Origin of the sequence: Yoonia maritima (assembly GCF_003003285.1) — a bacterium.
Classification (GTDB): Bacteria; Pseudomonadota; Alphaproteobacteria; order Rhodobacterales; family Rhodobacteraceae; genus Yoonia; species Yoonia maritima.
The window spans coordinates 367,085-392,399 of sequence record NZ_PVTP01000003.1 but is presented as its reverse complement, the minus strand read 5'-3'; the positions used below and the strand labels follow the sequence as shown (position 1 = coordinate 392,399).

27 protein-coding genes, 3 tRNA genes and 2 pseudogenes are annotated in these 25,315 nt (G+C 54.3%); 13 read left to right on the top strand and 19 right to left on the bottom strand.

Annotation, left to right across the window (positions count from 1 at the left end; all coding sequences use genetic code 11):
* Positions 1-227, bottom strand: a pseudogene (locus tag CLV80_RS06630) (IS66 family transposase); the annotation flags it as partial.
* Here CLV80_RS06630 and CLV80_RS06625 point away from each other — a divergent pair.
* The gene (locus tag CLV80_RS06625) at positions 201-479 is read left to right on the top strand and encodes a recombinase family protein (protein WP_243394451.1); all 279 of its coding nucleotides are present in this window, start codon (positions 201-203) and stop codon (positions 477-479) included. The pseudogene CLV80_RS06630 and the gene CLV80_RS06625 overlap by 27 nt on opposite strands.
* Here CLV80_RS06625 and CLV80_RS18425 read toward each other — a convergent pair.
* The 3 genes from CLV80_RS18425 to CLV80_RS06615 all read right to left on the bottom strand — a co-directional run bounded on the left by CLV80_RS18425 (position 403) and on the right by CLV80_RS06615 (position 2,764).
* Positions 403-588 carry a hypothetical protein gene (locus CLV80_RS18425; RefSeq protein WP_165793323.1) on the bottom strand — a complete coding sequence of 62 codons (186 nt, stop codon included), beginning with the start codon at positions 586-588 and terminating at the stop codon, positions 403-405. The genes CLV80_RS06625 and CLV80_RS18425 overlap by 77 nt on opposite strands.
* Before the next feature lie 184 nt (positions 589-772).
* Complete coding sequence (locus CLV80_RS06620) at positions 773-1,462, bottom strand: hypothetical protein (protein ID WP_106356121.1); 690 nt, start codon at positions 1,460-1,462, stop codon at positions 773-775.
* A 366-nt stretch (positions 1,463-1,828) separates the two neighbouring features.
* Entirely contained in the window at positions 1,829-2,764 is a 936-nt protein-coding gene (locus CLV80_RS06615) for an alpha/beta fold hydrolase (protein ID WP_106356119.1), read from the bottom strand.
* An 87-nt stretch (positions 2,765-2,851) separates the two neighbouring features.
* On the opposite strand from CLV80_RS06615, the gene CLV80_RS06610 reads away from it, so the two are divergent.
* The 3 genes from CLV80_RS06610 (at position 2,852) to CLV80_RS06600 (ending at position 7,017) form a co-directional block, all read left to right on the top strand.
* Entirely contained in the window at positions 2,852-3,565 is a 714-nt protein-coding gene (locus CLV80_RS06610) for a helix-turn-helix transcriptional regulator (protein WP_106356117.1), read from the top strand.
* 326 nt (positions 3,566-3,891) lie between these two features.
* Complete coding sequence (locus CLV80_RS18640) at positions 3,892-5,841, top strand: RNA ligase family protein (protein ID WP_106356115.1); 1,950 nt, start codon at positions 3,892-3,894, stop codon at positions 5,839-5,841.
* Positions 5,842-5,997: 156 nt separating this feature from the next.
* Positions 5,998-7,017 carry a tyrosine-type recombinase/integrase gene (locus CLV80_RS06600; RefSeq protein ID WP_106356113.1) on the top strand — a complete coding sequence of 340 codons (1,020 nt, stop codon included), beginning with the start codon at positions 5,998-6,000 and terminating at the stop codon, positions 7,015-7,017.
* Between the two features lie 100 nt (positions 7,018-7,117).
* On the opposite strand, the gene CLV80_RS18420 is transcribed toward CLV80_RS06600, so the two are convergent.
* Positions 7,118-7,201: transfer RNA gene (locus tag CLV80_RS18420), tRNA-Tyr, on the bottom strand.
* A gap of 132 nt (positions 7,202-7,333) precedes the next feature.
* Here CLV80_RS18420 and rlmB point away from each other — a divergent pair.
* From rlmB to CLV80_RS06585, 3 genes are all read left to right on the top strand, one after another.
* Positions 7,334-8,110, top strand: a complete 777-nt coding sequence (gene rlmB, locus CLV80_RS06595; RefSeq protein WP_106356111.1) for a 23S rRNA (guanosine(2251)-2'-O)-methyltransferase RlmB — start codon at positions 7,334-7,336, stop codon at positions 8,108-8,110.
* Positions 8,111-8,119: 9 nt separating this feature from the next.
* Entirely contained in the window at positions 8,120-8,419 is a 300-nt protein-coding gene (locus CLV80_RS06590; protein WP_106356109.1) for a hypothetical protein, read from the top strand.
* A 181-nt stretch (positions 8,420-8,600) separates the two neighbouring features.
* Positions 8,601-9,020 (top strand): CoA-binding protein, encoded by a 420-nt coding sequence (locus tag CLV80_RS06585; protein WP_106356107.1) that lies wholly within the window; start codon positions 8,601-8,603, stop codon positions 9,018-9,020.
* 12 nt (positions 9,021-9,032) lie between these two features.
* Here CLV80_RS06585 and CLV80_RS06580 read toward each other — a convergent pair whose 3' ends face one another.
* Entirely contained in the window at positions 9,033-9,341 is a 309-nt protein-coding gene (locus CLV80_RS06580) for a phosphoribosyl-ATP diphosphatase (protein WP_106356105.1), read from the bottom strand.
* Positions 9,338-10,096, bottom strand: coding sequence for an imidazole glycerol phosphate synthase subunit HisF (gene hisF / locus CLV80_RS06575; protein ID WP_106356103.1), 759 nt, complete (start codon positions 10,094-10,096; stop codon positions 9,338-9,340). Before hisF ends, CLV80_RS06580 begins: the two co-directional genes overlap by 4 nt.
* A 102-nt stretch (positions 10,097-10,198) precedes the next feature.
* On the opposite strand from hisF, the gene CLV80_RS06570 reads away from it, so the two are divergent.
* Positions 10,199-10,642 (top strand): DUF302 domain-containing protein, encoded by a 444-nt coding sequence (locus CLV80_RS06570; RefSeq protein ID WP_106356181.1) that lies wholly within the window; start codon positions 10,199-10,201, stop codon positions 10,640-10,642.
* Position 10,643: 1 nt separating this feature from the next.
* Here the strand turns inward: CLV80_RS06570 and hisA are convergent, their stop codons facing one another.
* Positions 10,644-11,363, bottom strand: a complete 720-nt coding sequence (gene hisA / locus CLV80_RS06565) for a 1-(5-phosphoribosyl)-5-[(5-phosphoribosylamino)methylideneamino]imidazole-4-carboxamide isomerase (protein WP_106356101.1) — start codon at positions 11,361-11,363, stop codon at positions 10,644-10,646.
* 137 nt (positions 11,364-11,500) lie between these two features.
* Between hisA and CLV80_RS06560 the strand changes: the two genes are divergently transcribed.
* Entirely contained in the window at positions 11,501-11,890 is a 390-nt protein-coding gene (locus tag CLV80_RS06560) for a DUF2147 domain-containing protein (RefSeq protein ID WP_106356099.1), read from the top strand.
* Between the two features lie 54 nt (positions 11,891-11,944).
* On the opposite strand, the gene CLV80_RS06555 is transcribed toward CLV80_RS06560, so the two are convergent.
* Genes CLV80_RS06555 through hisB form a run of 3 tightly spaced genes read right to left on the bottom strand, consistent with a single transcriptional unit; the run spans position 11,945 to position 13,654 of the window.
* Complete coding sequence (locus CLV80_RS06555) at positions 11,945-12,415, bottom strand: lytic transglycosylase domain-containing protein (protein ID WP_106356097.1); 471 nt, start codon at positions 12,413-12,415, stop codon at positions 11,945-11,947.
* 16 nt (positions 12,416-12,431) lie between these two features.
* Positions 12,432-13,070 carry an imidazole glycerol phosphate synthase subunit HisH gene (hisH, locus tag CLV80_RS06550; protein ID WP_106356095.1) on the bottom strand — a complete coding sequence of 213 codons (639 nt, stop codon included), beginning with the start codon at positions 13,068-13,070 and terminating at the stop codon, positions 12,432-12,434.
* Positions 13,067-13,654 carry an imidazoleglycerol-phosphate dehydratase HisB gene (gene hisB / locus CLV80_RS06545; protein ID WP_106356093.1) on the bottom strand — a complete coding sequence of 196 codons (588 nt, stop codon included), beginning with the start codon at positions 13,652-13,654 and terminating at the stop codon, positions 13,067-13,069. The genes hisH and hisB overlap by 4 nt, the downstream gene beginning before the upstream one ends.
* A 147-nt stretch (positions 13,655-13,801) precedes the next feature.
* Between hisB and CLV80_RS06540 the strand changes: the two genes are divergently transcribed.
* Entirely contained in the window at positions 13,802-14,476 is a 675-nt protein-coding gene (locus CLV80_RS06540; protein WP_106356091.1) for an imidazoleglycerol-phosphate dehydratase, read from the top strand.
* Between the two features lie 72 nt (positions 14,477-14,548).
* On the opposite strand, the gene CLV80_RS06535 is transcribed toward CLV80_RS06540, so the two are convergent.
* The 3 genes from CLV80_RS06535 to CLV80_RS06525 all read right to left on the bottom strand — a co-directional run bounded on the left by CLV80_RS06535 (position 14,549) and on the right by CLV80_RS06525 (position 15,392).
* Positions 14,549-14,623: transfer RNA gene (locus tag CLV80_RS06535), tRNA-Gly, on the bottom strand.
* A 134-nt stretch (positions 14,624-14,757) separates the two neighbouring features.
* Positions 14,758-14,832: transfer RNA gene (locus CLV80_RS06530), tRNA-Gly, on the bottom strand.
* A gap of 101 nt (positions 14,833-14,933) precedes the next feature.
* Positions 14,934-15,392, bottom strand: coding sequence for an Lrp/AsnC family transcriptional regulator (locus tag CLV80_RS06525; RefSeq protein ID WP_106356089.1), 459 nt, complete (start codon positions 15,390-15,392; stop codon positions 14,934-14,936).
* A 116-nt stretch (positions 15,393-15,508) separates the two neighbouring features.
* On the opposite strand from CLV80_RS06525, the gene doeA reads away from it, so the two are divergent.
* The 3 genes from doeA to CLV80_RS06510 are packed head-to-tail and all read left to right on the top strand — an operon-like array spanning position 15,509 to position 19,074.
* Positions 15,509-16,684: an ectoine hydrolase DoeA gene (gene doeA, locus CLV80_RS06520; protein ID WP_106356087.1), complete on the top strand. Its 1,176-nt coding sequence runs from the start codon at positions 15,509-15,511 to the stop codon at positions 16,682-16,684.
* Between the two features lie 3 nt (positions 16,685-16,687).
* Positions 16,688-17,683, top strand: a complete 996-nt coding sequence (gene doeB, locus CLV80_RS06515) for a N(2)-acetyl-L-2,4-diaminobutanoate deacetylase DoeB (protein WP_106356085.1) — start codon at positions 16,688-16,690, stop codon at positions 17,681-17,683.
* Positions 17,684-17,703: 20 nt separating this feature from the next.
* Positions 17,704-19,074 (top strand): aspartate aminotransferase family protein, encoded by a 1,371-nt coding sequence (locus tag CLV80_RS06510; RefSeq protein WP_106356083.1) that lies wholly within the window; start codon positions 17,704-17,706, stop codon positions 19,072-19,074.
* Here the strand turns inward: CLV80_RS06510 and CLV80_RS06505 are convergent.
* The 5 genes and pseudogenes from CLV80_RS06505 to CLV80_RS06485 form a co-directional block, all read right to left on the bottom strand.
* A pseudogene (locus tag CLV80_RS06505) lies at positions 19,055-19,449 on the bottom strand (VOC family protein). The gene CLV80_RS06510 and the pseudogene CLV80_RS06505 overlap by 20 nt on opposite strands.
* Positions 19,450-19,836: an MAPEG family protein gene (locus CLV80_RS06500; protein ID WP_106356081.1), complete on the bottom strand. Its 387-nt coding sequence runs from the start codon at positions 19,834-19,836 to the stop codon at positions 19,450-19,452.
* Between the two features lie 66 nt (positions 19,837-19,902).
* Complete coding sequence (pyc, locus tag CLV80_RS06495) at positions 19,903-23,346, bottom strand: pyruvate carboxylase (protein WP_106356079.1); 3,444 nt, start codon at positions 23,344-23,346, stop codon at positions 19,903-19,905.
* Positions 23,347-23,427: 81 nt separating this feature from the next.
* Positions 23,428-24,558 (bottom strand): alpha-hydroxy acid oxidase, encoded by a 1,131-nt coding sequence (locus tag CLV80_RS06490; protein ID WP_106356077.1) that lies wholly within the window; start codon positions 24,556-24,558, stop codon positions 23,428-23,430.
* A gap of 4 nt (positions 24,559-24,562) precedes the next feature.
* Positions 24,563-25,264 carry a ZIP family metal transporter gene (locus tag CLV80_RS06485; protein WP_106356075.1) on the bottom strand — a complete coding sequence of 234 codons (702 nt, stop codon included), beginning with the start codon at positions 25,262-25,264 and terminating at the stop codon, positions 24,563-24,565.
* Between the last annotated feature and the right edge of the window lie 51 nt (positions 25,265-25,315).

The window sequence follows — 25,315 nt, the reverse complement described above, 5'->3', positions numbered from 1 at the left end:
AGGGCAGCGATCTGCTTGAGGCCCTCCTCGGCGATGGGTGCCACATTGTTATGGGTCAGCTCATAAAGTTTACGTCGTGCATGTGCCCAGCAATATGCCAGTTGGATCGGGGCATTGTCCCGCAAATCAAGCACGCGGTTGTATCCGGCATAGCCGTCGACCTGCAGGATGCCCTCAAAGCCCTGTAAAATCTCAACCGCATGTTTGCCCGACCGACCCGGCGCGTATCCACTGATGACCAAGCAACCGCGGTCCAACTCGAAGCGTTACGCACGGCTGATTGTGGTCGCGTTTTCGAGGAACGCGCTTCTGGCGGTCGGTGGGATCGACCGGAACTACACCGCATGCTCGACCAACTCCGCAATGGCGACGTTGTGATCGTCTGGAAACTCGATCGGCTATTCACGTCGTGGCGAGCAATTTTCTTAGTGCTGCTACGATCTCGTCCTCAACCTGCGCAAGAGGCAAACCCCGGTTGAGGGTCAGTTCTCGGACCAAGTTTTCAATATCTGCGTTTTTAGGCCCATAAAGAAACCAATCGTCTACGGCACGTTGATCAGGATGCCCCACATCCTTGTCCGATTTCACATGTCTTCTCCCACGCTTGCTCTGCAACCATCCAAGTCAAACTCTGTCCTGCTGTAAACCCGGACCAGCGCGCCCCCACAGGGGATTTCTGACCCAGACCGGACCTCCATCGCTGGCTACGCCAAAGATCAAGTCGCAGGACTTAGCCGACCATGCCGTTCGGGTGGCCAACGACCGCTTCCGATCAATACGGGAAGATTGTGCTAAACGCCGCTGCGAAAACCAAGCTTACACTATGGCTATATCGCGTCTCGATTGTTTCGGGCTCTATCAACACACAGCTCGAATAATAGCGTTTAGGTGTTGGCATAAACGGCAACAGGCCGAGAAACTCAACAAGTTCACTCCTGCCATCCTGATCCGACATATAGGTGATACCGTTGGTGGCATATTGATCGCCATTGCTTGGTGGAACAGCCATAAATCGCGATCCGTCAAAGGGTACTGCAGTCAAAAGAATTTCGCAGGACCAAAACCCATCAGGCTCAGACGTCAACACCACAAAGCCGGACCTATCTGGGTCCTGAAATGCACGAACTTTGGCTGTCGCATGCTCATATGGATCAAGGTGCAATATTTCGGACAACTCGTCGATACGCGCGTCCCAGTCACCTTTTGTATCTTCACCAAAGGCAACCGAGTTCCCAAAATTATTCATGACACTGTGATCTTGGCCAAGCTTTTTTAGTTCGGGTGTCGGGCTTGTTTCCGCCCACCCTACCGCCAGAATTCGATCTGCTACAACCTCACCACTGACGTTCATATCTACAGCACAGGCTTTAAAAATCGGAAGGTCTGGATGTGCCAACGTCATCGCCATTGCCGGGCTTGCGCCAAACAATGCGGCCAGAATCCCCAAAATCCGTGATGACATTACAGCAATGTTCCTTTTGTCGGTTGAATGAATAAGTGCCTTAGTAATCGTCGGTGCAAAACTGCATTGATCGCGCCGCAAAAACAATGGTCTCGATCATCAAATTGTTCGGATGAAATCGGCAAAGCGGACACTAGCTGCAACGCAGAAAATTGGTAAAGTGGGCTCACTCTGGCCATTCGCTGCACCGAACGCAAAGGTCGGCTGTGCGGACGGAGCCGGCGTCCACGGAATTCAATTGAAGGTCTGCTATCGCGTTTATGGTGCGCTTTCATGCCGATTATACCACTAACGTTGAGCCGGCATCAGCGAAGCATGCGGCCCTCCAAGACCATCGGAGAGCCCTACTAGGCAAGCCTATGCAACCTAAAGAACCTTTAGCCAATCTAAGATCGCATGAGTGGTCTCATGCGGCTTTTCCTGCTGAATCCAATGGCCGCAGTCGAGGCTCAGCACCTCCACATTCGGGACATAGTCCGCGAGATTTTCCGAAGGTGGGATTATGTCCCGGGTACCATATACCATCAGCGTAGGTTGCTGGACGACAGGATCGACATCCGCCAAGATATGCCAGTTGCGATCCATGTTCCGGTACCAATTGATACTCCCGGTGAACCCGGTCTTCTCGAATGACGCAGTGAAGACGGCAAGATCGTCGTCGCCCATGATAGGGTGGCCCAAAGGCGCCGGAGCTGTGGCTACATTGATCATCATCATCCCAGGCTCCTGTGGTACGGGCGGCACATTCTTTCGGAACAGGTTCCGCAGGAAACGGCCCGTTTGCGCGTCTAAAACCGCGTCCGCGACACCAGGCTTCCGATTGAAATGGACGAAATAGTTGTCCTCTCCGAACAAAGCTTCCATGAACTCAATCCAAGGGACAGGCGTGCGGGCTTGATAGGGAAGCGCGAGGTTGATTATCTTCTTCACGCGGGTCGGATGCAAAAGCGCCATGCTCCACACGACATTTGCGCCCCAGTCATGGCCGACAAATACCGCATCATCATAGCCGAAGTGATCCAGAAGCGCAGCAAGATCACCTGTCAGATGGGCGATGTCGTACTCTGCCACTACCTCCGGGCAGGAAGAGTTTCCATACCCCCGCTGGTTTGGAACGATGACGTGGTAACCCGCCTCCGCGAGGGCGGGCATCTGATGGCGCCAGGAATACGCGTGCTCGGGCCATCCGTGGCACAGCACAATCGGGTTGCCTTTGTTCTCCTGCCCCGCCTCAAAAACCTCTAGTTCGATGCCATTGAGCGCAATGAGCCTAGGTGTAGGAAAATTGGCGATGGTGGTCATATCAGTGTCTCCTGTTTGGTTGGTTCGACACTCACCTATGTCGAAAAGGTATCAAAATATGATACCTTTGTGTGTTAGGATCGAAAAATGAACAGCCGGTCCCGCCAAGACGCCATCATCCGAAGCCTCCGCCGCAACGGAGCGATCACCATCAGATCCTTGAGTGGAGAGGTGGGCGCATCGCGCAGTACAGTCCTGCGCGACCTTTCTGCCCTACGTGATCAGGGCTACGTGATCCATGCCGAACAAGGCCGCGGTGGCGGGCTCTATCTAGACCCAGGCTCAGTGCAAACGACCGCCAAACTCTCTGTCGCCGAAGTCTTTGCATTGATACTTGGCATATCGAGCATGCGGGCCGCCGGATCGCTCCCGTTCTCGGGCCTCGCCGATAGTGGGCTCGCCAAGATCGAGAAGGCGTTGCCATCCGACAAGCTGCGCGACCTTCGTCGGCTGTTGGAATGCCTCTACGTTGGGCCACTGGCCCCGCAAGTTGATGTCTCCAATGTCGGAGAAATGGACGACGAACTGCTCCCCGCTTTTGAGCGGGCGTTTCTCGAACGCCTGCGGCTGACATTTGACTACTGCGACGCAAAGGGCGTCAATTCAAAACGCCGTGTCGAACCTCAGGCCATGTTGATTTTGCCCCCGCTTTGGTACTTGGTCGCATGGGACCCAAGTCGCGAGAACTTCCGGCATTTTCGAATGGACAGGATCCGCCGCCCCGAAGTCATTGAAGGTCAGGCATTTCGACAGCGGCGTATTGTATTCGAAGCGGGCGTGCAAGCCGCACGATACGCTTAGCGGGCATTCAAGCTAGGTGAAGAAATAGACACATTGGGCTCTTCTGGGTCCTTCGCTGCGTTGGTCACCGATGACCGGTTCAGGAGTGCCCGCCGTTCGCTGCAACACGCCTGAACTGATACACTGCGGGACAAACCGGACAATTCAAAAACGCCTTTAAAAGTCCGCTGTTGATTTTTTTGCTTGTCAACGTTAATTGGGACTCCTGTCTCAATCCTGAACCCCACGGAAGTCCGATGTAATCGCAGCGCACATAATCAATCCAACACCTCGGTAAATCCTACCGAGTGTTTTTGTGCGACCAATAGATACATCATGAGACTGTTATGAATATCCAGAAATACCCGCGTACGCGGCACATTGAAGGTTCTCGCCTTCAGGTGGGCGATATGGCGGATGACAAACTGATCAAAGATCTTTCAGGCCAGCCCCTTATTGTCGAAGAAAAGCTCGACGGGGCCAACTCCGCCGTGTCCTTCGACGTGGATGGCAACCTGCTGCTGCAAAGCCGTGGGCACTATCTGACGGGCGGTGGCCGCGAACGTCACTTCTCTTTGCTCAAGACCTGGGCTGCGGCTCATGCACATGTCCTGCACCGAGTGCTGGGCCATCGTTTCATCATGTATGGCGAATGGATGTATGCTAAACACACTGTGTTCTATGACCGGCTGCCTCACTACTTCATGGAGTTTGACATTCTGGATCGAGACAATGGTGTGTTTCTCAGCACAGCGGCCCGTCGGGCCTTGCTGACAGGATTGCCGATCATGCCGGTGCCGGTCGTTCATACTGGAGAGATCAAGTCAGTTGACCAACTGGTCAACCTGACCCGGCCATCGCCGTACAAATCGAAAGAATGGCGCGATGTGTTGTCAGTGGCGGCAAACCGGTCTGGCAGTCGCCCTGATTTGGTAGACCAGCAGACCGAGGATAGTGATCTGGCCGAAGGGCTGTATCTGAAACAGGAAAACGCAGACCACGTAGAAGATCGGTTCAAGTTCGTCCGTGCAGATTTCTTACAGGCGATTGAGGCAGCTGACGGGCATTGGCACGACCGTCCGATCCTGCCGAATGGTTTGCTGATGGTGTCGATATCTTTGCACCTACGTTGGGTGTGGAGGGGGCCTACGATGCGTAAGCCCATCAACCACGCCGCCACACATGAAAACCTGCTTGCCTTGGTACCAACTGGTCCAGATTGGCGGGTAGGCTGGGACGCGATTTGGTCGCTTTGGCCGGAGCTTGCTACCCTCGATACATGCCCGCAGGACCCGATCCATCATGCTGAGGGCGATGTCGGGACGCACACGCGAATGGTCGTCGAGTCTCTGGTGGCGGACCCAGACTGGCAAGGTCTTCCCGATCTGGACCGAACGAACCTGTTCTGGGCCGCTGTCTTGCATGATGTCGGCAAGCCCGCCGTCACAAAGCAAGAGGATGACGGACGCATATCTTCCCGTGGTCATTCCCGTGTCGGTGCATCCATTGCACGGGAACTGCTGTGGAATGCAGGGTCTCCGTTTGCCTGGCGTGAAGCCCTGTGCAGGATCATCGCCCACCATCAACTGCCGTTTTGGCTGATCGAGCGACCTGATCCCAATCGCTTGGCCATTGAAACATCGTGGCGGTGCAGGCCGGATCACCTATGCATTCACGCCAAAGCCGACGCGTTGGGTCGGACATGTCAGGACCAGCGGGCTATCCTGGAAAGTGTCAGCCTCGCTGCACTAACCTTCAAAGAGGCCGGTTGCTGGGATCATCCATTCGCCTTCGCCAACGATGAAAGCCGGGTAGCCTTTTTTGAACTGGAGGATCGTGATCCGCACTATGCGGCTCATGAGGCGTTCCCATGCACGGTCACCGTCATGTCCGGCCTCCCTGGTGCAGGGAAGGATACATGGATAGCCAAGCACCGCCCGGAACATCCCGTGGTCAGCTTGGATGTCATCCGGGGCGATCTAGGTGTTTGTGCCACCGATAACCAGGGCCAGCTCATCCAGGCGGCACATGAACGGGCAAGAGAGCACCTGAGGGCCAAACGTGATTTTGTTTGGAATACGACCAATGTGACACGGCAGAACCGATCTCGGGTTCTGCGGCTCTTGCGTGACTACGGTGCTCGGCTCGAGATCGTCTATCTCGAGCCAAGCCCAGACCAACTGCGCCGTCAAAATCGGGATCGACCAGATGCTGTCCCCGATGCTGTGATTACGCATCTGTCCAAAAAGCTAGAGCCGCCGCTGTTGTGGGAGGCTCATGGGGTAAATCTGGTATAGCAACACTTCGCGAATGCGGACATTCAAGCGTGACGCAGCATTGGTGAGTCTGGGCTTATTTTGTTGAAAAACTCCAATACCGGGCGTTCCATGCAAAATTATCGGAATAATATTCTGAATTTATAAAATTTTTCCGACATTTCTGGACGTGATTTGATGAACAGAGAACAACTTCCTAGTTTCATAAAATTTGCAGACGCAGCAAAGAGTTTTTCAACAAAATCGGCTCTTTCCAGTCCTTCGCTGCATGTTAGACGAGCGGCAGCTATGATCCACTTATCGATCATGCAAATGAGACGCGGTTATTGGAAATGTGAAGCCGGACGGCATCTTGGGCAAATTGTTCCGAATAAATACACATGGCGCGACTGTATCGAGGCATGGCGTGCAGACGCACAAATTCAGATCCGTCTGGCTGAAAGCACCAAAAAATCATACCGCCCCCCCATGGATTACATTCTATTGAAGAATGGAGCCATGGCGATGAAAGCTACCGGACGACAAGACCTGCGCGCCGCCCATCAGTCGCATGCTGCTACACCCAAAAAGGCCGACCGCTTTTTACAAACAGTCTCATTGCTCTGGAACTTCGCGGCCGAACAACTTGACTGGCCGTTGGGGCCGAATCCGGCCAAGGGTATCAAGCACTTCGGGAAACAACGCGAATTCGAGCCATGGCCAGAATGGATGGTTGCGGCGCTTCAGGAAGCCCCGTTTAGAGTAAAGGTGCTGGCGAACCTGATTTTGGGAACCGGGCAGAGACCTGGGGCTGCTGTCGCCATGCGGCATGATCAATTTCGGGGAGAGTGGATGACTGTTCGAGACGAGAAGGGCAAGCAGGACCTGGAGGTCTATTGTCCTCACCAGCTTCGTGATTTCATTGCTGGCATCCCGAAAAAAGGTCAGCACTTGTTGTCGAAGAATCTAACAGAGCCGCTGACTTATCACGCGGCCGAGAAGTCATTCAGCGAATGGCGGCGCTCTTTGGGGCGAGATGCGAAGGCATATACCCTTCATGGACTTCGCAAGCTCTCCATTATTCAACTTGCCGAAGCTGGCGCGAGTGACGCAGAAATCCAAGCAATCACCGGTCAAAGTGCTGAGATGGTTGCTTACTACCGAAGGAAGGCAAACCGTAAAATGCTTTCAAAGTCTGGCCAAGAACGTAGAGAATAGAACAAGAACCGAATAGGTATTGGGACCAGGCATTGGGACCAGCCTGTTTTCTGGCCTAGCCCAAGTCTGTCGCTGTCACCGTAAGTGTCTGATAAATAAGTGGTGGGCGACCCTGGAATCGAACCAGGCGTGCGTCTCCGCGAGGGAGTTACAGTCCCCTGCCACACCTTGCGGCCTGTCGCCCACTGGGGGGCTGATTACCTGTGGCCCCATGCCCCGTCAACCGCAAAAGTGTCGGTTTTTGCGACAAGTCTTCACAGAGTTCATTTTGTCGGGTATCGCCCCTTTGAAACAGTGTCAGGAACGGAAAAATAAAATGAAAAAGCCAAAGTGGGTCATTGCGAAAGAGCAGGGTAAGCGCGCTGCCGCAAACGAAACCGTTTGGCTATTTGGCCTGCATGCGGTTCGGGATGCCCTAGAGAATCCTAATCGCGTCAAACTTCGCCTTGTTGTGACGCGTAACGCGGTTGAGCGTTTGGGCGAAGCCGTAGGGAAGGGGGGCATTGAGCCCGAAATCTCCGATCCACGTAAATTTGCAGCGCCGCTTGATCCACAATCTGTGCACCAAGGGGCCGCGCTTGAGGTGAAACCACTGGATTGGGGATCGCTTGAAGACGTCGCGTTGGGGGATGGTCCACAGCCGCCACGCATCGTTTTGCTGGATCGCGTGACAGATCCGCATAACGTCGGTGCGATTCTACGTTCTGCCGAAGTCTTTGGTGCGCGTGCCGTTGTCGCCATGCAGCGTCATGCGGCCCCTGAAACAGGTGCGCTCGCGAAAACGGCGAGCGGTGCGCTTGAGCGCCAGCCTTACTTGCGCGTGCGCAATCTGGCAGACGCGATCGTCGCATTGCAGGGGATGGGTTATCTTGTGCTGGGGTTAGACGGCGAAGCACAAGACACCATCGAGACTGCCGTCGAAGGCAAACGCGACCGCGCGGTGGCGCTGGTCATGGGGGCCGAAGGGCCGGGATTGCGCGAGAAGACCCGCGAAACCTGTGATCAATTGGTAAAGATTGATGCGGCGGCTGAATTTGGGTCGCTGAACGTTTCTAATGCTGCCGCTGTAGCACTTTATGCGGCCAAAGCCTAAGTAACACTTATGCCCGCGAATAAGATTGCGACCTGTTGTTATTGTGGAACCCGCGCAGCATTGCGTCTGCGCGGCAAGCAGCGGCATGAGCTGAGCTGTTCAAACTGTGGGGCGCCATTGCGAGCGCTTAAGAACATGCCAGTTGCTGCGGTCCAGTCGACCGCGCCTACGGCGACGCCCGCCCGCCCCACCAAACGCGCCATTGCGCCTAAACGCAAAGACAAGCGCAGAGCTGCATCGTTTGTTCGTAAGATGATTGCAGAGCTGTGGGATGAGATCGAAGACGTTTTCGACGATCTATTCGACTAATCGCGATGTGATCACATTATGCGGAGCACCCCTTTTAGGGGGAGTAATCGGACATATGTTGATATGCGAAGGCGCGTTCTTGGAACCGACGTGCCTCTTATCACTGTCCCTCGTTCCAAACTTTGCGCCCGGGTCATTCCGGGCGCTTTTTTTCTGACAAATGGCTGGGTAGGGTGGCTTTATGGAATATTCTGATGAACATCTGCGCGCGGTTCTGACGCGCACCAAGACAATTGCTTTGGTCGGAGCCTCTGCCAACCCCGCGCGCCCTAGTCGCCGCGTTGGTGAGTATCTGGCAGCCCAGGGCTATCGCGTGATTGGCGTTAACCCAGGGCTGGCTGGGCAAATGCTATTTGGTGAGATGGTCTATGCCGATCTGACCTCTATCCCCTTCGACGTGGACATGGTGGATATTTTCCGCGCGAGCGATGCTGTACCGGGTATTGTCGATGCAGCGCTTGCTCGTTGGCCAGGTCTACAGACGATTTGGATGCAATTGGGTGTTCACAGTCCCGATGCTGCGGCAAAGGCAGAAGCACGCGGCGTTGATGTCATTCAGGATCGCTGTCCAAAGATTGAAATGCCGCGGTTGGGACTTTGAAGCGCGAATAGATCAGTCGCGGTTTGCTTTTTCGGTGATTCCCGATGTGCCTTGGCGACGAGAGAGCTCTGCTACCACGTCGTTCAGGCTTACGTCACGCGCAGCAAGCATAACCAGCAAGTGATAGATCACGTCTGCGGCTTCTGAGGTTAGCTTTTCTTTGTCGCCTTTGACGGCCTCAATAATGGCTTCAATCGCCTCTTCACCGAATTTTTCAGCGCATTTTTCAGGGCCTTTTGCGAACAGCTTTGCTGTCCAGCTGGTTTCAGGGTCAGCCCCTTTGCGCGAGGCGATCAATGTTGCGAGATCATCAAGTTTCATAGTCGTACCGGAATGCCTGCGGCAGCCATATGAGATTTGGCTTCGACGATTGTGTAAGTACCAAAGTGAAAGATCGAAGCGGCAAGAACTGCCGATGCACCGCCCTCTGTCACGCCTTCGACAAGGTGATCCAATGTGCCAACGCCCCCAGAGGCGATGACGGGAACATGCACCGCGTCTGATATCGCGCGTGTCAGTGGCAGGTTGAACCCTGCTTTCGTGCCGTCGCGGTCCATTGAGGTTAGTAGAATTTCCCCGGCACCTTTTTCAACGACAGTCCGCGCAAATTCGACGGCGTCGATGCCGGTAGATTTGCGTCCGCCGTGCGTAAAAATTTCCCATTTGCCGGGTGCGACTGTTTTGGCATCAATTGCCACGACAATGCATTGGCTGCCAAAACGCAATGCTGCTTCGGCGACGACATTGGGATCAGCGACAGCGGCAGAGTTAAAGCTGACCTTGTCTGCACCAGCAAGCAACAGATCACGCACATCGTGGTGTGTACGTACACCGCCGCCAATTGTCAGCGGCATAAAGCACTGTTCAGCCGTACGCGTAGCGAGGTCAAACATCGTGCCACGGTTTTCGTGGGTTGCTTTGATATCAAGAAACACCAGCTCGTCTGCGCCGGCGGCGTTATAAGCTATGGCCTGTTCAACGGGGTCGCCCGCGTCAATCAGATCGACAAAGTTCACGCCTTTCACTGTGCGCCCTTCGGCGACATCGAGGCAGGGGATGATCCGTGTTTTCAACATGCTGTGATCTCTAGGAGGATTTAGGCGAAATTGGAAGAGGGAGGTGATAGCAATACGCAAGCCGTGCCCGTGAAGGCGGTGATCCTGAATCAGGAGAATTTCATGAAGACATTTATCGCCGCCGCCCTGATCGGGCTTTCGACAACAGCAATGGCCGAAGACATGATGAAAACGTCACCACTTTCTGTCACCGAAACAATTGACGCATTGGAGGCTGCCGTAACCGGGGCCGGGGCGACAGTATTTGCACGTATTGATCATGCTGCCGGGGCGCAAAGCGTTGGAAAGTCGCTGCCCGATGCGCAGCTTCTTATATTCGGGAATCCTGCCTTGGGTTCACTGGCAATGGAGGAAGACATTCGGGCGGGGCTGGTGCTGCCCTTGCGTGTGCTTGCCTATGCAGACGCTGACGGAACAACACAGCTGACGTGGACGCCAGCTGAGGATTTGTTTGCAGGGCTTGATATCAGCGCTGACGCCGAAGTTATCGCCAAGATGAATGGTGCCTTGGCGGCACTGACAGCTAAGGCTGTTGGCGCAGAGTGACCTAGGCCTTGAGGTGCTTGAGCGCCGCAGCAAGATCAATTGCACCATCATAAAGCGCACGTCCAGAGATCGCACCCGAGATGACACCAGTGTCCTTGAGCGCGGTCAGGTCAGCCATCGAAGATACACCGCCGGAGGCAATGACCGGAATATCGACGGCGCGCGCCAGCGCTGCGGTAGCGTCGATGTTCGGCCCCTTCATCGCGCCATCGCGTAGGATGTCGGTGTAGATGATTGCAGCGATCCCGGCATCTTCAAACGATTTGGCAAGGTCGGTCACCATCACGTCTGTTTCTTCGGCCCAGCCGCGTGTTGCGACGCGGCCATTGCGGGCATCAAGCCCGACGGCGACTTTGCCAGGGAATGCTTTGGCTGCTTCGCGTACCAAATCAGGGTTTTCGACAGCGACAGTTCCTAGAATTACGCGGGCAAGGCCCTTGTCCAGCCAGCGTTCAATCGTGGCCATGTCACGGATACCGCCACCCAGTTGGGCAGGGACCGGGCAGGCCTTGAGGATTGCCTCAACCGGGGCGGCGTTAACAGGTTCGCCTGCGAATGCGCCGTTCAGATCGACAAGGTGCAACCATTCGCAGCCAGCCTCTACAAAGGTGCGGGCTTGGGCCGCAGGATCGTCGTTGAAAACCGTTGTCTGATCCATGTCCCCATGCACCAATCGCACAGCATTACCGTCTTTGAGGTCGATAGCAGGGTAGAGGATCATCGGGCGGCCTTTCATAACTGTTGGCGCGTTTATGCACGGCGCTTGCGGAAATGCAACGCGTGGCGCAACCTTACGTCATGCTTGATCGGAATCACGGATCGCAGGCATGCTCACTGCAGATCTAGGGAGGAATAGATATGAAAACTCGGATTATCGCGATTGCGGCTGCTTTGGCATTTGGTAGCGCGGCACAAGCCCAAGATGCGGCTGTTGGCGTTTGGCAGACAGAAGTCGACGACGGCGCATACGCGCATGTGACTGTTGCGCCATGTGGGGCGGCTGTTTGCGGCACGATTAGCCGCACCTTCAATGGCAGCGGTGAATACCAGTCACCCAACCTTGGCCGTCAGATCGTGATCGATATGGTGCCACAGGGTGGTGGTGCTTATGAGGGCCAAGTTTGGCGTCCGTCGAACAACAAGATGTACATCGGCAAGATGGACGTTTCCGGTAATGCACTGCGTCTGCGTGGTTGCGTCGCAGGTGGCCTGATTTGCGCAAGCCAAAACTGGACACGCGTGAACTAAAGCGGGCAACAAGCTAATGAATAAGGCCCTCGCATTTGCGGGGGCCTTTCGTGTTTAGCCACGGCGCAATCCCGTTTCGACTAACATGCCGCGCTTTTTGGCTTCGTAATAATATCCGCGGGCGTACCAGCCTACTGCGGTTTCTTCGTCGCCGTAGGACAATAGCCAAGCCCCACGCAGGTATTTGCCCGCATATCTGAGGTTTGTTTCCGCATCCAATAATTCGGTCGCCGGGCCTTTGTGGCCCATCGTGCGTGCGGTCTGTGGTAGGATTTGCATCAACCCGTAGTAGGGGCCATTTCGTGCGGCCGGGTTATGGGTGCTTTCACGGACGATAACCCGGTGCAATAGGGTGACTGGAATGTCGTGAACATCAGCGTATTTGTTGATCAACCGCCGTAGTTCAGGCGTTTCATTCGGGTAAAGCGGGATAGATCGCGATGACGTTTCATCCCTGCGATTTCGGCGACCGCAGCCAGCAAGGCTGCTTGCTGCCGCGATTATCAACGTACGACGTGTGAGCATGAGGGGATTCCGTTTGTTACGGGGTCCACGTTAGGAAATTGCCGATCATACGCAAGCCCGCGTCTTGGCTTTTTTCGGGGTGGAACTGCATTCCGATGATCGTATCTCGCCCGATAATCGCGGTGACATCGCCGCCGTAATCGACGTGGGCCAATCGTTCGTTCGGGTTTGCGACGTCCATCGCGTAGGAGTGTACGAAATAAGCGTGGTCGCCCGTTTTGATCCCAGCCAACACGGGGTGTGGATGGTCGATCACAAGATCATTCCAGCCCATATGTGGCACCTTCAGCGCAGGGTCCGCAGGTTTGATTTTGCGGATGTCGCCTGCAATCCAGCCAAAGCCGGGTGTTTCTTCGTATTCGTGGCCAGTCGTTGCCAGCATTTGCATGCCGACGCAGATACCCAAGAATGGGCGCGCGTTGACTGTAACCGCCTCAACAATCGCCTCAGCAAGACCCGTGCGCGCGAAAAGCTCTGCACGGCAATGTGGGAACGCGCCATCGCCGGGCAGAACAATACGATCAGCTTGGGCCACGACGCCAGGGTCAGCGGTCACGATAATCTCGCCACCGTTGACTTCTTTTGCCATGCGTTCGAACGCCTTTTGCGCCGAGTGCAGGTTGCCGCTGTCGTAATCAATAAGGGCGGTGATCATAGGCTGCCCTTGGTTGACGGGATTGCATCAGTCTTGCGTGGGTCGGTTTCAACCGCATCACGAAGCGCACGTGCGACTGCTTTGAACGCCGCTTCTGCGATGTGGTGAGCGTTAAAGCCGTGTAGCTTATCGATGTGCAGCGTGATGCCGCCATGTGTGCTAAGTGCCTGAAAGAACTCGCGTACCAGTTCGGTATCGAATGCGCCGATTTTGCCGAACGGCAGATCGAGGTTGCAGATCAGGTAGGGACGCGCGGACAGGTCAAGCGCACAGCGCACCTGTGCGTCATCCATCGCAAGGTGGCAGCTGCCGTAACGGCGGATGCCGCGTTTGTCGCCCAAGGCTTCGGTCAGTGCCTGACCTAAAGCAATACCCACATCTTCTACAGTATGGTGATCATCAATGTGCAGATCGCCGGTTGCCCGAACGGTCATATCAATCAACGCGTGACGCGAAAGCTGGTCCAGCATGTGGTCAAAAAAACCAACGCCGGTCTGATTATCATAAACCCCTGAACCATCAAGGTTCACGGTAACCGAGATGTCAGTCTCGGCGGTTTTGCGTGTGATCGTTGCTGTCCGCATAATGCGCGTCCTTCATTGTTTGGGTGTTTCTATAGGGTGAACGGGGGCAGGGGCCAAGCCTATGCAAGAAATGTTGCCCGTTTTCAGCAATATTTAAGGGTTCGATTCGTAACTTGATGGAAATTGCTCATATGTCAGGAGAATCCGATGAAAGCTTTAATTATGCGCAGCGATCCCGCTGCGGCAGCGGCAACTGCCCGCGTGTTTGTTGATAAAGGATTTCAAATCCTCTGTATGGACCGTCATGATGTTGCCTGTGCACTCGTGAAGATGGACTTGATCGATTTATTGGTGATGGATGAGGAGGTTGAAGGGAAACTGACCCATTCGGTTGCCCTATCGGGGGAACGGCATAACCCGTTTATTAGCACCATCTTGCTAACTGATCGTGTCGGTTCTGACATGGATGAATTGTACGAACTCATCCCTTGCCTTCACGCACTGGTTGGTCAGCAAACACCGGCAACATTGCTCGGGCAGCTCGCTGTCGCTTCCGTGAGCAACAAGGACTTTCTTGCTGTGCGCGCTGCAAGAAGCGCGCAGCTGGATGTTGCTGAACAGGCCGAGCCCGAATTGACGTGGGCGGAGTTTGATTTGGATACGCAAGACGTTGCCATAAACGACGCTGATATCCCGACATTTGCTGATGTCGCTGCATTTACGCCCGCATTAGCAGATCCCGCCATCGTGCTGGACGGCGACCACTTGCCCCGGTTCAGTAGATTTGAACAGTTCGATAACAGCATTACCCTGCCGGCACATGTTGCTCATGTCAGCATCATCGGAGGTGGTCGCCCGTCTACGGGTGCTGGGATTCAATAGATGTAATGTCTGTTCGTAGTCTATGAGATAACAAAAGGCCGCCTTAACAGGCGGCCTTTTCGTTTGACTAACTGGAGCGGGCGAAGAGATTCGAACTCTCGACCCTAACCTTGGCAAGGTTATGCTCTACCCCTGAGCTACGCCCGCATCCGTTAGTGAGCCGTGATCTACAAAGAGTCGGCGCGGGGCGCAAGGGCTGAAATTAGAAAAATGTAAGTCATTTGATTTATTGGGTGCTAAAAACAAACAAGGCCCCTCGTTGCCGAGAGGCCTTGTTTTGTTGGAGCGGGCGAAGAGATTCGAACTCTCGACCCTAACCTTGGCAAGGTTATGCTCTACCCCTGAGCTACGCCCGCACTCCGTTAGTGGGCGTGATCTATAAAGCAATCGGTCAGGGCGCAAGTGAAAAAAGACATGCCCTTACGTATTTTTGCGATTTCAGTACGGCGCGTAATTATCACTCAATGGGGAGTTCGAAAGATGCTTTGATACGATCCATCACAACGGTCGTTTTGAACCCTTTAATATCTTGGTTGTTGTAAAAGAAATCGCGTGTGAATGCCTCGTAATCGGCCATGTCTATTGCTGTGACCGTCAGAACAAAGTCAGTCTCGCCGGTTACGTAGTAGGCGCTTTGGACTTTGGAGCAGTCACGGACCGATTTTTTGAACCGATCAATAATATCCGAACGCTCGCGTTCTAATTCTACAGACACCAGCATTGTTAACGGGCGCCCGATTGCTGCTGTTGAAACAACGGCAATGTCACGTTCAATGATTTTTTGGTCGCGTAGCCGGTGTAACCGACGCTGCACCGATGTTGGCGATAGCCCGACGCGCTCTGATAGCTCTGCGCTTGTCAGTTGGTTGTTGCGCTGTACATGTTGCAGTATTTTTTTGTCAATTTCGTCAATCATGGTTTATTTCTTAGGCAGTTTCTAAATTTCGCGAAATTTATGCGAATAATTTATATGTTTGCAGATAAACGGCTTAAGATAAAGCTAATATCACCCCTGAGATACTGGAGATCTGAATGCCTCAATTGCCCTTTGGTGCGGATGAATACGCTGTACGTGTACGTAAAACGCGTCAGGAAATGTCGGCGCGCGGGCTTGATGCGATATTTGTTACGGACCCGTCGAATATGGCGTGGCTTACCGGCTATGATGGTTGGTCATTTTATGTACACCAAGGGGTGTTACTAACCCTTGAGGGTGAACCTGTATGGTGGGGTCGGGCTATGGATGCCATAGGTGCACAGCGTACGACCTACCTACAGCATGATAATATTGTCGGGTACGACGATACATATGTGCAAAACCCAAGCAAACACCCGATGGAGACGCTTGTCAGTATGATGGCTGATCGCGGCGTTGTGGCCGGCCGAATCGGGTTTGAGTTGGACAACTACTATTTCACGGCTGCGGCGTTCATGGCGCTTCAATCTGGATTGAAACAGGCTGATCTGGTGGACGTGACGGGGCTGGTAAACTGGCAGCGGGCGGTGAAGTCTGAGACTGAGATCAGTTATATACGTGCGGCGGCACGGATTGTGGAAAAGATGCATACCGTGGTGCGTGAAACTGCGGAACCGGGGATGCGCAAGAACGATCTGATTGCAGATTTATATCATGCGTCGATTACGGGGGTGGATGAGTATTGGGGGGACTATCCCGCGATTGTACCGATGGCGCCATCTGGCATGGATGCGACTGCTCCACATCTGTCGTGGGATGATAGCCCCTTGAAAACAGGTGAAAGCACGTTTTTCGAAATTGCGGGGGCGTATCGCCGCTATCAGTGTCCGCAATCACGCACACTGTTCCTTGGGAAGGTACCACAAAAGTACATTGATGCAGAAAAAGCCGTTCTAGAAGCAGTAGAAGCGGGGCTCGCGCAGGCCCGGCCGGGAAATCTGTGCGAAGATATTGCCACCGCGTTTAACGGCACGTTGAACAAACTAGGCTTCGAAAAGGATAGCCGCTGTGGCTATGCCATCGGGCTTTCTTATCCGCCTGATTGGGGGGAACGTACGATGTCATTCCGCGCTGGTGATAAAACAGTATTGGAACCGGGTATGACGTTCCATTTCATGCCCGCGCTTTGGCTGGACGACGGCGGATTAGAGATTACAGAACCGATCTTGATCACTGAAACAGGCGCTGAATGCCTATGTACGACCCCCCGTGAACTTGTGATTAAAGACTGACCCATGCGTGACAATCCAATATCCCCGACCGTGAATTTTGGTGCTGATGGTGTGCAGCATGGATATCTACGGCTGCCTTATAGCCGAAACGATAGTGCATGGGGTTCGATACAGATCCCAATCACCGTGGTTAAAAATGGCGAAGGCCCGCGTGCTTTGCTGACAGGTGCCAATCATGGGGATGAATACGAAGGGCCGCTTGCTCTTGTTTCATTGGCACAGACGCTCAGGGCCGACGATGTTACGGGGACTGTGATAATCGTGCCGTTTATGAACCACCCCGCATTTCTGGCGGGTGCGCGCGTGTCGCCATTGGATGATGTGAACATGAACCGGGTGTTTCCGGGCAAGCCTGATGGTAGCCCCACGGAAAAGATCGCTGATTACTTTCAACGTGTGCTGCTGCCGATGGCTGATATCGTTGTTGATTTTCATTCGGGGGGCAAGACGTTGGATTTCTTGCCATTCGCGGCTTCGCATGTCTTAGATGATGTTGAACAGCAGGCGCGGTGCAGTGCGGCGCGCGATGCGTTCAATGCGCCCTTTAGTATTGAAATGCGTGAAATAGATGCGCTGGGCATGTATGACGATGCGGCTGAAACGCTGGGCAAAACATTTGTCACCACCGAACTAGGTGGAGGTGGCACGACAACCCCAAAAACCGTGCAAATCGCCCGCAAAGGCATTCGCAATGTGCTTATTCATGCAGGCATCATGCAAGGGGAGCTTGATGTTTCACCTACACGTATGCTGACCCAACCAGATGATACATGTTTTCATTTTGCCGATGATGGCGGGCTGGTCGCATTCACCGCTGCGCTTGGTGACATGGTCCGCGAGGGCGATGACCTCGCGCAGATCTGGGACACCCAACATACGGGACGTGCCCCTCAGGCTGTCAAAGCACAGATGGATGGCATTCTGACTGCGCGACACTTTCCCGGTTTGATCCAGCCGGGCGATTGTCTGGCTGTGCTGGCCGTTGAAATCACGGCTTAGGCCACAACAAAGGAAGTACGATGTTAAAGAACGACCCGCTTGAACAATGGGACCGCGACAATTTTTTTCACGCCTCGACGCATCTGGCGATGCATGCGCGGGGTGAAACACCAACGCGCGTGATCTCTGGTGCCAAAGGCGTTCATATACAAGATCGTGACGGAAATCAGTTTTTGGACGCATTTGCGGGGCTTTACTGCGTGAACGTTGGATACGGTCATCCCGAAATTGCGGATGCAATCGCGGCCCAGGCCAAAGAATTGGCCTATTACCATTCATACGTGGGTCATGGGACAGAGGCATCAATTACGCTTTCTAAGATGATCATGGACCGTGCGCCGGATCATATGTCGAAGGTGTATTTTGGGCTGTCTGGGTCGGACGCCAATGAGACCAACATCAAGCTGATTTGGTATTACAACAATATTCTTGGTCGGCCCGAGAAGAAAAAGATCATCTCGCGGTGGCGGGGGTATCATGGGTCGGGTTTGATGACTGGGTCTCTGACCGGGCTAGAGCTGTTTCATAAGAAATTTGACCTTCCGCTCGCGCAGGTGATCCACACCGAGGCACCATATTATTTCCGCCGTACCGATCAGAGTATGACTGAAGAACAGTTTTCAGCACATTGCGCTGTAGAACTTGAGGCGCAAATCGAACGCGAAGGTGCAGATACGATTGCTGCGTTTATCGGTGAGCCTGTGTTGGGAACCGGTGGTATCGTGCCTCCGCCTGCGGGTTACTGGGCCGCCATCCAAGCCGTTTTGGATAAGCACGATATTCTTTTGGTCGCGGATGAAGTGGTAACTGGCTTTGGGCGCTTGGGCACGATGTTTGGTTCTGAATATTATGGAATGAAGCCGGATCTGATCACGATCGCCAAGGGCCTGACATCTGCCTATGCGCCACTGTCCGGGTCAATCGTGTCTGACAAAATGTGGAAGGTGTTAGAGCAAGGCGCCGATGAGAACGGCCCCATTGGACACGGCTGGACCTATTCGGCGCATCCTATCTGTGCGGCTGCTGGTGTTGCAAACCTAAAGCTAATTGATGATTTGAATTTGGTCGCAAATGCGGGGCGGATGGGTACCTATTTGAATGCAGCGATGCGTGATGCGCTGGGCGATCATGTGAACATGGGCGAAATACGCGGTGACGGTTTGTTGTGCGGGGTGGAGTTGGTAAAAAACCAAGACACTAAACAGGCTTTTGAGGCTGCTGATAAGATATGCCCAACGATTGTGGGCGCGATGGCCGAGCAGGGCGTTATTGCACGTGCGATGCCACAAGGCGATATCATCGGCTTTGCACCGCCGTTCTGCATCTCTGAGGCTGAGATCGACAAAGTTGTCGATGTCACTAAAAAGGCAATTACGCAGGTTCTGGGTTAAACTGAACGAGGTCCCATCGGTTGCCGAAGGGATCGTTAATACTGCCACGCGGCCATATGGTTCGCCGCGTGGCTGTTCTTCGAAATACACGCCTTTGGCCAGCATGTGGGCATGGTCACGATCAAAGTCGTCAGTCTGCAAAAACAGCCAAACGCGCCCACCGCCTTGATTGCCTATGGCAGCGACCTGTTTGTCGCCGACTGCACGGGCCAAAAGAAACGCAGTTTCCGCACCCTTCGGGGCAACCCGCACCCAGCGCTTGCCGCCGCCTAGATCGGTGTCTTCTAGTAGCTCAAATCCCATGACATCAACGAAAAATGCAATTCCCGCGTCGTAGTCGGGGACCACCAACGATAGCAGGGCCAGGCGCTGCAATTAGAATAACGCGCTGATAAGGATTACAAGTGAAGCGAGCGCAAGTTGCACCATAGTCAGCAACATCCCCAGTTGGCGCAGTGGAAAGCTCATCGGGTGTTTCCAGAATGCGGCTGCGTGTGCAACGCGGCCCAAGATGACCATCAATCCCAACAGATGGACAAGCCAAGTTGCGCCGCCATTCAGTTCGACAAGGCCAAGAAGGATAATCCCCATCGGCGCATATTCCGCGCAGTTTGCGTGGGCACGAATGTGCTGGCGCATTGCGGGGTTGTCTTTGTCACCCAGTGAAATTTTCAATGTCCGTCGTTGACCGATCACGCGGATCGTCAAGGTTAGGTAAACCAGTGCAGTCAAAGCACCGTAGATCGCCGTAATGGGTAACATGGTGTCTCCAAAATTACTGCTCTGGTTTATCCTTTGGGCGACGCTTGCCGCCCAAAGGAGTGTGGCTTACTCAAGCTCGATCAACAGATCCTTGGCGTCGATCTGGCTGCCAGCGTGCACATGCACTGCCTTAATCACGGCATCGCGTTCTGCGTGGATGCCAGTTTCCATTTTCATCGCTTCAATCGTCAAAAGTAGATCGCCTTCTTTGACTTCTTTCCCGGCGACAGCAGCAACAGTTGCCACGACGCCCGGCATGGGCGCGCCAATGTGGTCAGGGTTACCAGCTTCGGCTTTGGGGCGTGAAACCTTTTCGGCGGCGGCTAGGCGGTTCATCACACGGATCGCACGTGGCTGGCCGTTAAGTTCAAAGAACACTTTTACCTCACCATCTTCGTTCATTTCAGACACGGCTTGGAGACGAATTTCCAGCGTTTTGCCGGGGTCTATTTCGGCTGAAATCTCTTCACCGGGTTCCATGCCATAAAAGAACGTCCGCGTGGGCAGGGTACGCACAGGGCCATAGTTTTTGTGACGGCCCATGTAATCAAGGAACACCTTAGGATACATCAGGTAACCGTTCAGGTCTTCATCATCGACGCTGGCACCATCAAGTTGCTTTGACAGGTCCGCACGCGTCGCTTCCAGATCAACAGGGGGCAAGGATTTACCCGGGCGCTCTGTGATTGGCTTTTCACCTTTCAGGATCTTCTTTTGAATGCCTTCGGGCCATCCACCCGGAGGCTGGCCAAGGCTACCGCGCATCATGTCCACAACGCTGTCAGGAAAGACGACGTCAACCTTTGGATCTTCGACTTGGGCGCGTGTCAGGTTTTGTGAAACCATCATCAGGGCCATATCGCCGACAACTTTGGATGAAGGCGTCACTTTGACGATATCACCAAACATCTGGTTCACATCTGCATAGGTCTGCGCGACCTCGTGCCAACGCTCTTCTAGGCCAAGGCTACGTGCTTGGGCCTTGAGGTTGGTAAACTGCCCGCCGGGCATTTCGTGCAGGTAGACTTCGGAGGCAGGGGCCTGAAGACCGGATTCGAACGCAGTATAGTGTTCGCGGACCTGCTCAAAATAGTTGCTGATCTCACGGATCGCTTTGATGTTCAGGCCGGTGTCACGGGCATCGCCGCGCAGCGATTCAACAATAGAACCAAGCGTCGGCTGTGATGTATTCCCCGAGAATGAATCCATCGCTGCATCCACACAATCCACGCCAGCAGCCGAAGCCGCCAGTACAGTCGCGATTGATGCGCCTGATGTGTCATGTGTGTGGAAGTGGATCGGCAGGCCGACTTCTTCTTTGAGTGCAAGGATCAACGTCTTGGCCGCGGCTGGCTTCATCAAGCCAGCCATGTCTTTAAGACCCAGTACATGTGCACCAGCCGCTTCGAGCTCACGTGCCATGCCGACATAGTATTTCAAGTCGTATTTTGCGCGATTTGGATCACGTACATCGCCCGTATAACAAATCGTACCTTCGATCACTTTGCCTGCGTTGCCAACGGCATCCATTGCGACACGCATGTTTTCAACCCAGTTTAGGCTGTCGAACACGCGGAACACGTCGACGCCGGACTCGGCGGCTTGCGCAACAAAGCTTTGAACGACGTTGTCAGGATAGTTGGTGTAGCCCACGCCGTTTGATGCACGGAGCAACATCTGTGTCATGATGTTTGGCATAGCCGCCCGAATGTCGCGCAGGCGTTGCCATGGGCATTCCTGCAAGAAACGATAGGCCACATCGAATGTCGCGCCGCCCCAGCATTCAACGCTGAACAATTGGTTCATCTTCGCCGCATATGCAGGGGCCGCATTGATCATATCAATTGACCGCATCCGCGTTGCCAGCAACGACTGGTGACCGTCACGCATTGTGGTGTCGGTGATCAGCAGTTGTTTTTGATCGCGCATCCAATCGGCCACTGCCTCTGGTCCGAAATCATCAAGGATATTGCGTGTGCCGGGGGTTACATCTGTGGTTGGTTTCACCGGTGGTTTCGGTGGCTTCACATCCGCTGCAGGACGCGCACGACCAGCTGTTTCTGGGTGACCGTTCACGGTGATGTCTGCGATATAGGTCAGGATCTTTGTGGCACGGTCCCGACGCTTAGAAAAGTTAAACAGATCAGGTGTCTGGTCGATGAATTTTGTGTGGTATTCGTTGTTCAGGAACGTCGGGTGCTTAAGCAGGTTTTCCACAAACGCGATGTTGGTGGAGACGCCGCGAATACGGAATTCGCGCAAGGCGCGGTCCATACGTGCGATTGCCATTTCTGGTGTAGGTGCACGCGCAGTAACTTTCGTCAGCAAACTATCGTAATAACGCGTAATGACCGCACCGGAATAGGCGGTGCCGCCGTCGAGACGGATGCCCGGGCCTGTCGCCGAGCGGTACATCTGGATGCGACCGTAATCGGGGATAAAGTTGTTTTGCGGGTCTTCTGTGGTGACACGACACTGCAGTGCGTGACCGTCCAGTTTGACGTCGTACTGGGATGCGCAGCCTGTTGCCTCGACCAATGATTTACCTTCGGCGATCAGGATTTGCGCACGTACGATGTCGATACCTGTGACCTCTTCGGTGACAGTGTGTTCGACCTGAACGCGGGGGTTAACTTCGATGAAATAGAATTCACCGCTGTCCATATCCATCAGGAATTCGACAGTACCGGCACACTCATAATTCACATGCTGGCAGATTTTCTTGCCCAAATTACACAGTTGTTCACGCTGTGTGCCTGACAGATATGGGGCAGGGGCGCGTTCAACGACCTTTTGGTTACGTCGTTGCACAGAACAATCGCGTTCCCATAGGTGGTACATTTGACCATGTGTATCGCCCAAAATTTGCACTTCGACGTGGCGAGCTTTGATGATCATCTTTTCCAGATAACCTTCGCCGTTACCAAAAGCAGCTTCGGCTTCGCGGCGGCCTTCAAGCACTTTTTCCTCAAGTTCGTCTTCGGACATGATCGGGCGCATACCGCGACCACCACCACCCCATGACGCCTTGAGCATCAGCGGATAGCCGACTTCGGCTGCTTGTTTCTTGATCTTGGCCATATCGTCGCCAAGAACTTCGGTTGCTGGGATGACGGGCACGCCAGCTTCGATCGCAACCCGACGGGCGCTGGCCTTGTCGCCCAGCTGGCGCATGGTTGCGGCCTTGGGGCCGATGAACGTGATGCCGTTTGCTTCGCAAGCATCTACAAATTCAGGGTTTTCGGACAAAAGCCCGTAACCGGGGTGGATCGCGTCAGCGCCAGACATTTTGGCGACGCGAATGATTTCTTCGATGGAAAGGTAAGCAGCAACCGGCCCCATGCCTTCACCGATACGGTAAGCTTCGTCCGCTTTGAAGCGGTGCAGGCCAAGTTTGTCTTCTTCGGCGTAGACCGCGACGGTCTTTTTGCCCATCTCGTTTGCTGCCCGCATGATCCGGATGGCGATTTCACCACGGTTTGCGATCAAAATCTTGTTAAACTCAGCCATTGCTCTCCCCTTCGCAGTTGCAGCATTGTCGGGTGCGGATCAGGAATTGTCCAGCCCTAATGTTAGCGCTAACGTGTTGTATTAAAGTCTTGCCCGGTGAATTTCCGTAAGGTTACGCGCACTGATCTGTCCCATGTTGCTGATCATATCCTGACGCAAAATGTCCAACACATGCGCCGCGCCAGGTTCACCTAGTGCGGCCAACCCATAATGGAACGCGCGTCCCAGCATCACGAAGTCAGCGCCAAGTGCGAGGGCGCGCAATACATCAAGACCGCCCTCGATGCCGCTGTCAAAGATAAGCGGCAAGGTGGTTGCAGCGCGGATGCCGGGAAGGACATCGATCGTTGCAGGTGCGCCGTCAAATTGGCGGCCCGCGTGATTGCTGACCCAGATTGCATCGACGCCTTCATCGGCCAGCCGTGCCGCATCGTCCGGGTTTCCGACACCTTTTACGATCAGTGGTCCATCCCAATGATCGCGCAGCCATTTTAGATAGTCCCAATCAGGCGAGGTCCGTAGCAAATACCCGATATGCTGGGTCGACGGCAGGGCGGTCTTGATGTTGGAATAGCTTTCCATCAAGCGCAAACGCGGCATCCCCGTTTTGCGAATGCCGTTCAACCATGCAGGGCATTGGGCCGCTTGCATTGCCAGACGCGGTGTTAGCTTAGGCGGGTTTGTCATGCCGCCGCGTGTCTGTCGCTCGCGCCGAGATGCGACGGGCACGTCAACGGTTAGAACCAGCGTGTGGAAGCCGGAGTTTTCGGCGCGGTTCAAGATGTCTTTGCGGATTTCTGGATCGCGGGGCGGGTATAGCTGAAACCATCCCTGATCGCCCGCATGTGGGCCAACGTCTTCGGGCAGTTGGCTGGCGACCGTAGATAGTGTGTAGGGAATACCCTCTTTCGCTGCGGTGCGGGCGAGCATTTGTTCTGCGCCGGGCCAAACCAAGCCAGACATGCCCACCGGCGCAATCCCGATCGGCAATGGATACTCTTTGCCAAGAAACGTGGTGCGAAGGTCGGGTTCGAACTCGCCGTGTAGGATTGAGGGTTTGAGTAGGACTTGATCAAGCGATGACCGATTGCGCTTTTGCGTCGCTTCAGTTCCCGTCGCGCTATCCAGATATTCCCATACAAAATGCGGGATACGTTTTCTTGCTCGCGTCTTTAGATCGGCAATGGCTGGGTATTTCGTATGTAGTGACAATTAGCTATCCAATCAACAGGTGGCCGGTCAGGCCCAGTAGAAAACCCGCAACAGCCCCAAGCGCGGGACCGTGCCGGTTTGCCAGTTTTGCTTGCGGCGCGATGTCCTGAAAAATCAGGTACAAAATAGCGCCAGCCGCAGTCAGCATAATTGCCCCTGTGACTTGGGGGAAATCAGCAAGAAGCAGAAAGCCAGCAAGCGCAGCGATTGGGCCTATCAGTGAGAGGCCGACAAAATTACGCAATATTCGCCCCGTTTTTGCACCTGAATCACGCTGTTCACGAAACGCGTTAAAGCCTTCGGGCAGGTTTTGCAGGGCGATCATCATGGCGAGCAGTAGGCCCGAACTCTCTCCGCTTGCGATTACGGCCCCGAGTGCCACGGCTTCCGGGATAAAATCCGACAGCATCGCGACAAGCTGTGCACGGTGCGATCCACGGCGTGAAAGGCGCGCGTCGACAGCCGCCATCAATATCGCACCTGCGGCAATCCAGCCAATGACAGCGAATGTGTTAAGCGCCTTTTCACCGTCGGGGATCAGTACAAAGGCCACGGCACTCAGCAGCGCACCGCCGCCAAAGGCAACAACGCTGTGCCGAAATTCGTTGCGCAGCCAGTAACGCTGAATGTTTTCATTGGCGGCGATCAGGCCCCCAAGGGGGATCATCGCGCCTGCAAGGCTTCCGAGAAGAATGACCTGAAACATATGCAATGCGTAGCCGAACAATTTCGGCAAGGGAAGCTGGGAACATTATGT

Bases quoted from the DNA above. Each gene is read 5' to 3' on its own strand.
- CLV80_RS06510 (WP_106356083.1), top strand. From the start codon at position 17,704: ATGTTAAAGAACGACCCGCTTGAACAATGGGACCGCGACAATTTTTTT.
- doeA (WP_106356087.1), top strand. From the start codon at position 15,509: ATGCCTCAATTGCCCTTTGGTGCGGATGAATACGCTGTACGTGTACGT.
- CLV80_RS06600 (WP_106356113.1), top strand. From the start codon at position 5,998: ATGAACAGAGAACAACTTCCTAGTTTCATAAAATTTGCAGACGCAGCA.
- CLV80_RS06570 (WP_106356181.1), top strand. From the start codon at position 10,199: ATGAAGACATTTATCGCCGCCGCCCTGATCGGGCTTTCGACAACAGCA.
- CLV80_RS06610 (WP_106356117.1), top strand. From the start codon at position 2,852: ATGAACAGCCGGTCCCGCCAAGACGCCATCATCCGAAGCCTCCGCCGC.
- CLV80_RS06585 (WP_106356107.1), top strand. From the start codon at position 8,601: ATGGAATATTCTGATGAACATCTGCGCGCGGTTCTGACGCGCACCAAG.
- CLV80_RS06485 (WP_106356075.1), bottom strand. From the start codon at position 25,264: ATGTTTCAGGTCATTCTTCTCGGAAGCCTTGCAGGCGCGATGATCCCC.
- CLV80_RS06540 (WP_106356091.1), top strand. From the start codon at position 13,802: ATGAAAGCTTTAATTATGCGCAGCGATCCCGCTGCGGCAGCGGCAACT.
- hisB (WP_106356093.1), bottom strand. From the start codon at position 13,654: ATGCGGACAGCAACGATCACACGCAAAACCGCCGAGACTGACATCTCG.
- CLV80_RS06525 (WP_106356089.1), bottom strand. From the start codon at position 15,392: ATGATTGACGAAATTGACAAAAAAATACTGCAACATGTACAGCGCAAC.
- CLV80_RS06555 (WP_106356097.1), bottom strand. From the start codon at position 12,415: ATGCTCACACGTCGTACGTTGATAATCGCGGCAGCAAGCAGCCTTGCT.
- hisA (WP_106356101.1), bottom strand. From the start codon at position 11,363: ATGATCCTCTACCCTGCTATCGACCTCAAAGACGGTAATGCTGTGCGA.
- hisH (WP_106356095.1), bottom strand. From the start codon at position 13,070: ATGATCACCGCCCTTATTGATTACGACAGCGGCAACCTGCACTCGGCG.
- CLV80_RS18640 (WP_106356115.1), top strand. From the start codon at position 3,892: ATGAATATCCAGAAATACCCGCGTACGCGGCACATTGAAGGTTCTCGC.
- doeB (WP_106356085.1), top strand. From the start codon at position 16,688: ATGCGTGACAATCCAATATCCCCGACCGTGAATTTTGGTGCTGATGGT.
- CLV80_RS06560 (WP_106356099.1), top strand. From the start codon at position 11,501: ATGAAAACTCGGATTATCGCGATTGCGGCTGCTTTGGCATTTGGTAGC.
- CLV80_RS06615 (WP_106356119.1), bottom strand. From the start codon at position 2,764: ATGACCACCATCGCCAATTTTCCTACACCTAGGCTCATTGCGCTCAAT.
- pyc (WP_106356079.1), bottom strand. From the start codon at position 23,346: ATGGCTGAGTTTAACAAGATTTTGATCGCAAACCGTGGTGAAATCGCC.
- CLV80_RS06580 (WP_106356105.1), bottom strand. From the start codon at position 9,341: ATGAAACTTGATGATCTCGCAACATTGATCGCCTCGCGCAAAGGGGCT.
- CLV80_RS06590 (WP_106356109.1), top strand. From the start codon at position 8,120: ATGCCCGCGAATAAGATTGCGACCTGTTGTTATTGTGGAACCCGCGCA.
- CLV80_RS06625 (WP_243394451.1), top strand. From the start codon at position 201: ATGTTTGCCCGACCGACCCGGCGCGTATCCACTGATGACCAAGCAACC.
- hisF (WP_106356103.1), bottom strand. From the start codon at position 10,096: ATGTTGAAAACACGGATCATCCCCTGCCTCGATGTCGCCGAAGGGCGC.
- CLV80_RS06620 (WP_106356121.1), bottom strand. From the start codon at position 1,462: ATGTCATCACGGATTTTGGGGATTCTGGCCGCATTGTTTGGCGCAAGC.
- rlmB (WP_106356111.1), top strand. From the start codon at position 7,334: ATGAAAAAGCCAAAGTGGGTCATTGCGAAAGAGCAGGGTAAGCGCGCT.
- CLV80_RS06500 (WP_106356081.1), bottom strand. From the start codon at position 19,836: ATGTTACCCATTACGGCGATCTACGGTGCTTTGACTGCACTGGTTTAC.